The following is a 6,902-nucleotide window of genomic DNA, read 5'->3' on the forward strand; positions in this document are numbered from 1 at the left end:
TCACATCGCTTTCTGGGTGTTCGGGTGGGCGGTCTGTGCGTCGTCGAGCCACTCTTCGAGCACGTGGGCGGTGTCCTCCGCGCGCTCCTCGACGATCGTGAAGTGGTTCGCGGCGACGGGGCGCAGCGTGTGGGCGGGCTCCCAGGGCTCGGCCTTGCCCTGGGTGAGCTCGGGCGAGGGGTCGTCGCCGTCCGGTACGAAGGACTGGGTGCACTGGACGAACAGGACGGGCGCCGCGACGGGGTCGAGGGGCAGGTCCGGTACGAGTTCCACCCAGCGGCCCATGGCCGAGAGCCGGGTGGTGTCGAACTCCCCGAAGGCCGCTTCCTTGTCGAACATGCCGAGCGCCAGGCCGTCCATCGGGACGCCCTCGCTCTCGCCGTCGTGGACGTTGTAGGTGTCGAGCAGGACCACGCCGTGCGGGCGGATGCCGTACGCGCGCTCCAGGTGCCCGGCGGTGGCGTAGGCGAGGGTGCCGCCGGAGGAGTAGCCGATCAGGACGAACGGCTCGTCGCCCGCGGCCTCCAGGACGGTGCGGGCCAGGCCCTCGACGGCCGCCTGCGGGGTGGCCGGGAGGCTCTCGCTCGCGTCGAAGCCGAGGATGGGCAGGGCGGAGACCTTCCGCTTGCCCTGGAGGTGGGAGACGAGGCGCGCGTGCTGGTAGGCCCCGCCCGTCGCCATCGGCGTGTTGACGAAGATCAGGTGCGGGCCTTCCGCACCGTCGGCGAGCCGCGCCGCTGCCGGTACGCGCTCCAGCTCGGCCGCCGTCCCGAAGGACGGCCGGACGGCCGCGGCCGCGCGCAGCAGGTCGAAGCCCTTGTCCGCGTGCCCGGCGACCACGGCGCCGTGGAACAGGTCGCGCAGGGTCTCCCCCGCCCCCCGGGCCGGCCGGGGGGCGGACGGGGTGCCCGAGGCGGTGGCCGCGGCGTCCGTCGTGTCTGCGGTGTCCGTCGTGCGCAGGCCCTGCTCTGCGTACTCCGCCAGCAGCACCTTGGCGAGCTGGGCCGGGCTGTGGCTGTCGAACACCACCATCGGGGACAGCCGGAGCCCGGTGTCCTTCATGAGGGCGTTGCGCAGCTCCATCGCGCTGAGCGAGTCGAAGCCGGACTCCAGGAAGCCCCGCTCGACGTCGATGGCGGTGGTGCTCGCGTGGCCCAGGAGGTGGGCGGCCCGTCGCTGCACGAGCTCGCGCAGGGCCGCTTCCTGCTCGGCCTCCGGCGCCCCGCCGATCCGGAGCCAGATGAGCTCCGCCTCGGTGCTCTTGGCCCCGGCGCTGCGGCGCTGGGTGGGGGCGGTGGCGGGCCGCAGGAGTGCGGGGAGCCGGTCGGCACGCGCCTGGAGGGCGGTGCGGTTGACGTGGAGGGGGACGGTGGCGGGGCGGCCGGACGCGCAGGCGGCGTCGAAGAGGGCGAGGGCCTCCTCGGGCCGGAGCGGCGGCAGGCCCTGGCGCTCCATGCGCTTCACGTCGGTCTCGGAGACGTACTGGCCGAGGCCGGTGCCCGCCCAGAGCCCGTAGGCGAGGGACTGGGCGGCGAGGCCCCGGGCGTGGCGGTACGTCGCGAGGGCGTCGAGGAAGGTGTTCGCCGCCGCGTAGTTCGCCTGGCCGGCCGCCATGGTGAGACCTCCGGCGGAGGAGATCAGGGCGAAGAGCGGCAGGTCCAGGTGCTCGGTCTGCTCGTGCAGGTGCCAGGCCGCGTCCGCCTTGGGCGCGAGGACCCGGTCGAGACGGTCGGCGTCCATGGTGGCGATCAGGCCGTTGTCGCCCGTACCGGCGGCGTGCACGATGCCGGTCAGGGGGTGCGCGGCCGGTATCGAGGCCAGCAGGGCGCTGATGCCCGCCGGATCGGACACGTCGCACGCGGTCAGGGTGATCTCGGCGCCCAGCTCGGAGAGTTCCTCGGCCAGTTCGACCGCGCCCTCCGCGTCGGGGCCGCGCCGGCTGGTCAGGACCAGGTGGCGGGCACCGTGCTCGGTGATCAGGTGCCGGGCCAGGTGGGCGCCGATCCCGCCGGTGCCGCCCGTGATCAGGACCGTGCCCTGGGGGTCGAGGGCCACGGGGATCTCGGCCGTCGCCGTGACCGGGGTGAGGCGCGGGATGCGCGGGCCGTCGGCGCGGACCGCGCTCTCCGGCTCGCCCGAAGCGATGACGGCGGCCAGCGCGTCCGATGCCGAGGTGAGGTCGGTGAGCTGGATCCGGCCCGGGTTCTCCGCCTGGGCGGCGCGTACGAGACCCCACACCGGGGCCTGCGCGAGATCGACGGTATCGGAGGCCGCGTCCACGACCACCGCACCACGCGTCGCGACCACGAGGGTCGTCTCGGTGAACCGCTCCTCGGCCAGCCATTCCTGGACCACCGCCAGCGTCCGGGCGCTCGCCGAGCGCACCGCCTGCGGCAGCGCGCCCTCGGTGTCCGGGACGTGGAAGACCACCGCGCCCGACAGCTCGCCCTCGGGCAGCTCACCCCACACGTGCTGCTCGGCCACCCCATCGGCGGGCGCGGCCAGCGGACGCCAGGCGATCTCGAACAGCGACTCCGGCCGGCCGGCACTCAGCTGCTCCTGCGACACCGGGCGGAAGGTCAGGCTCTTCACCGACAGCACCGGGGCGCCGGCCGCGTCGGCGGCGTCCAGGGACATGGTGTTCTCGGACGTCCAGGAGATCCGTACGCGCAGCGCCGTGGCGCCGACCGCGTACAGGGCCACGTCCTCCCAGAAGAAGGGCAGCAGCGGCTGGGCGCCGCCCTCGGAGTCCGTGTCCGAACCGCCGATGCCCAGTGCGTGCATCGTGGCGTCGAGGAGGGCCGGGTGGACCCCGAAGCCCTCGGCCTCGCCGTGCGCCCGCTCGGCCAGTTCGATCTCGGCGTAGATGTCGTCGCCGGAGGTCCAGGCGGCCGTGAGGCCCTGGAACACCGGACCGTAGTGGTAGCCGCGGCCCTGGAGCACCTCGTACGTGTCGCTCACGTCCACCGCGGTGGCGCCGGCGGGCGGCCAGACGGTGAGGTCCGTGCCCGCGGCGGCCGGGCGGGCACCGAGCAGGCCGTCGGCGTGCAGCAGCCAGGGGGTGTCGGCCGGGGCGTCCTCGTGGCGCGAGTGGACGCGTACGGTCCGGCGGCCCGTGTCGTCGGGCGCGCCGACCGACACCTGGAGGGCGACACCTCCGTGCCGGGGCAGTACGAGCGGTGCCTGGAGGGTGAGTTCCTCCAGGACCGGGCAGCCGACCTGGTCGCCCGCCCGGAGCGCCAGCTCGACGAAGCCGGTGCCCGGCAGCAGCACGCTGCCCAGCACGTCGTGGTCGGCGACCCAGGCGTGCGTGGCCGCGGCGAGGCGGCCGGTCAGCACGGTCTCGTCGGACCCGGCCAGGGTGATGGCCGCGCTCAGCAGCGGGTGGCCGACCGAGGTCTGGCCGTGGTGGGCGACGTCGGTGGCCGGCGTGGCCTCCAGCCAGTACCGCTCGTGCTGGAAGGCGTACGTCGGCAGATCGACGCGCCGTGCGCCGGTACCGGCGTAGAAGGCCGTCCAGTCGATGCGCGAGCCCGCGCTGTGCAGGTGGGCGAGCGCGGTCAGCAGGCTCCGGACCTCGGGGCGGTTCCGGCGCAAGGCGGGCTCGACGACGGTGGTCCGGCCGTCGAGGGAGACCTGGGTGAGGGCGGTGAGGATGGCGTCGGGGCCGAGCTCGACGAAGCGGGTGACGCCCTTGGTGTGCAGGTGCTGGACGGTGTCGGAGAAGCGGACGGCTTCGCGCAGGTGGCGGGTCCAGTAGTCGGGGGTTCCCCAGTCCTCGCTGATTGCGCCGTGGACCCCGGCGACGACCGGGATCCGGGCGGGCGCGTAGGTCACGGACTCGGCGACGGCGCGGAATTCGGCCAGGGCCGGGTCCATCAGGGGGGAGTGGAAGGCGTGCGAGACGCGGAGCCGGGTCGTCTTGCGGCCCAGCTGGGTGAAGGCGGCTTGGATCGCCTCGACGGCGTCCTCCTCGCCCGAGACCACGATCGAACGCGGACTGTTGATCGCCGCGATGCCGACCACATCGGAGACGTACGGAAGGACTTCCTCCTCGGTGGCTTCGATCGCGGCCATCGTTCCGCCCGCGGGCAGTGCCTGCATGAGGCGGCCGCGTGCGGTGACCAGGCGGGCGGCGTCCTCCAGCGAGAGGACGCCCGCGGCGTGCGCGGCCGAGATCTCGCCGATGGAGTGCCCGGCCAGGAAGTCCGGCCGCACGCCCCAGGACTCCACCAGCCGGAAGAGCGCGGTCTCGATCGCGAAGAGCGCGGGCTGCGTGTAGGCGGTGCTGTTCAGCAGCGCCTCGTCCTCGGCGGACTCACCCCACATCACCTCGTACAGCGGCCGGTCCAAGTGCACGTCCAGCGCAGCGACCACCGCATCCAGAGCCTGCGCGAACACCGGGAACGCGCCGTGCAGCTCACGCCCCATCCCCAGCCGCTGCGCACCCTGACCCGTGAACAGGAACGCCGAGCGGCCCTCCCGTACCAGGCCCCGGACCACACCGGCCCCCGAGCCCTCGGCCAGCGCCGCCAGCCCCGAGAGCAGCTCCTCCCGGTCCGCACCGACCACCACGGCCCGGTGCTCGTGCGCGGTGCGCGAGGTCGCCGCCGAGAAGCCGAGGTCCGTCGGCGAGATCTCCTCGTGGTCGGCGAGGTGCGCCCGCAGGCGCTCCGCCTGGCCGGCCAGGGCCTCCGGCGATCGGGCCGACAGCACCACCGGTACGACGGGCAGCTCGCGCGGAGCCTCGTCCGCGGGGACTTCCGGAGCGGCCGGGGCCTCCTCGAGGATCACGTGCGCGTTCGTGCCGCTGAGGCCGAACGAGGAGATGCCCGCGCGGCGCAGCCGCTCGCCCGCCGGCCATTCGACGGCTTCGGTGAGCAGCTTGACGTTGCCCTCGGACCAGTCGACGTGCGGGGTGGGCTCGTCGACGTGCAGGGTCTTCGGCATCAGACCGTGGCGCAGCGCCTGGACCATCTTGATGACGGCTGCGACACCGGCCGCGGCCTGCGTGTGCGCGATGTTCGACTTCAGGGAGCCGAGCCACAGCGGCTTGTCATCGTCGCGACCCTGCCCGTACGTGGCGAGTACGGCCTGGGCCTCGATCGGGTCGCCGAGCTTGGTGCCCGTGCCGTGCGCCTCGACCACGTCGACGTCGGCCGTGGTCAGTCCGGCCTGCTCCAGCGCGCTCTGGATGACGCGCTGCTGGGAGGGGCCGTTGGGGGCGGTCATGCCGTTCGACGCGCCGTCCTGGTTGACGGCGGAGCTCCGGATCACCGCGAGCACGGGGTGGCCGTTGCGGCGGGCGTCGGAGAGCCGCTCGACGACCAGGACGCCGACGCCCTCCGACCAGGCGGCGCCGTCCGCCGCGCCCGCGAAGGACTTGCAGCGGCCGTCGGCGGCGAGCCCGCGCTGGCGGCTGAACTCCACGAACATGTCGGGGCTCGCCATCACCGCGACGCCGCCGACGAGCGCCATCGAGCACTCGCCGGAGCGCAGCGACTGGGTGGCCAGGTGCAGCGAGACGAGGGACGAGGAGCAGGCCGTGTCCACGGTCATGGACGGGCCTTCGAGGCCCAGGGTGTACGAGACGCGGCCCGATATGAGGCTGCCGCCGGTGGTGGCCGCTGCCTCGGTGCCCTGCCCGTAGTCGTGGTACATGACGCCCGCGAAGACGCCGGTCCTGCTGCCCTTGAGGGTGTGCGGGTTGATGCCGGCCCGCTCGATGGCCTCCCACGAGACCTCCAGGAGCTGCCGCTGCTGGGGGTCCATGATCAGCGCCTCGTTGGGGCTGATCCCGAAGAAGTGCGGGTCGAAGTCGCCCGCCCGGTAGAGGAAGCCGCCTTCGTTGGCGTACGTCTTGCCCGGCACGCCCGGCTCCGGGTCGTACACGTTCTCGACGTCCCAGCCGCGGTCGAGGGGGAAGCCGGAGACCGCGTCCCGGCCGTCCACGACGAGCTGCCACAGCTCCTCGGGGGAGGTGACCCCGCCGGGGAGGCGGCAGCTCATCGCGACGATCGCGATCTGGTCGTCGTCGCCGTCCGCCCGCGTACGGGCGGCGGCGGCCGGACGGGTGGCCGCGCCCTGCGCCGCTCCGCCGATGGACTCGCCGATGTACGTGGCGACGGCGCGGGCGTTCGGGTAGTCGAAGACGAGGGTGGCGGGGAGCCGGAGCCCGGTGGCGGCCTTCAGCCGGTTGCGCAGTTCGACGGCGCTGAGGGAGTCGAAGCCGAGTTCCTGGAAGGCCCGGTCGGGCTCGATGGCGTCGGCCGACTCGTGGCCGAGTACGGCGGCCACGTGCGTCCGGGCCAGTTCGAGCAGGGCCTGGTCGCGCTCCTCCTCGGTCTTCCCGGCGAGGCGCGCCGCGAGCTCGTGGGCGGCTCCGGCCCCGGCACCGCCGGCGCTCGCGCGGACGCTGCGGCGCTGCGGGGCGGGGGTGGCGGAGCGCAGGAGCGCGGGCAGTTCGTCGGTACGCGCGGCCAGGGCGGTGCGGTTGACGTGGAGCGGGACGGTGGCGGGGCGGCCGGACGCGCAGGCGGCGTCGAAGAGGGCGAGGGCCTCCTCGGGCCGGAGCGGCGGCAGGCCCTGGCGCTCCATGCGCTTCACATCGGTGTCGGTGATGTACTGGCCCATGCCCGTGCTCGCCCAGAGCCCGTAGGCGAGGGACTGTGCGGCGAGTCCTTGGGCGTGGCGGTGGGTGGCCAGCGCGTCCAGGAAGGTGTTGGCGGCGGCGTAGTTGGCCTGTCCGGCGGCCAGGGTGAGCCCGCCCGCCGAGGAGATGAGGACGAAGAGCGGCAGGTCCAGGTGGCGGGTCTGCTCGTGCAGGTGCCAGGCCGCGTCCGCCTTCGGGGCCAGCACCCGGTCGAGGCGCTCGGGGTCCATGGTGGCGATGAGCCCGTTGT

Annotated in this window: 1 protein-coding gene; it reads right to left on the reverse strand. The window is 74.1% G+C overall.

Going from position 1 to position 6,902, the window contains the following annotated elements; genetic code table 11:
• Positions 1-6,902: type I polyketide synthase (locus K7B10_RS40295; RefSeq protein ID WP_267502810.1), on the reverse strand; the 6,902-nt coding region annotated here is incomplete at its 5' end.

It is taken from the genome of Streptomyces flavotricini (assembly GCF_020639365.1).
Classification (GTDB): Bacteria; Actinomycetota; Actinomycetes; order Streptomycetales; family Streptomycetaceae; genus Streptomyces; species Streptomyces flavotricini.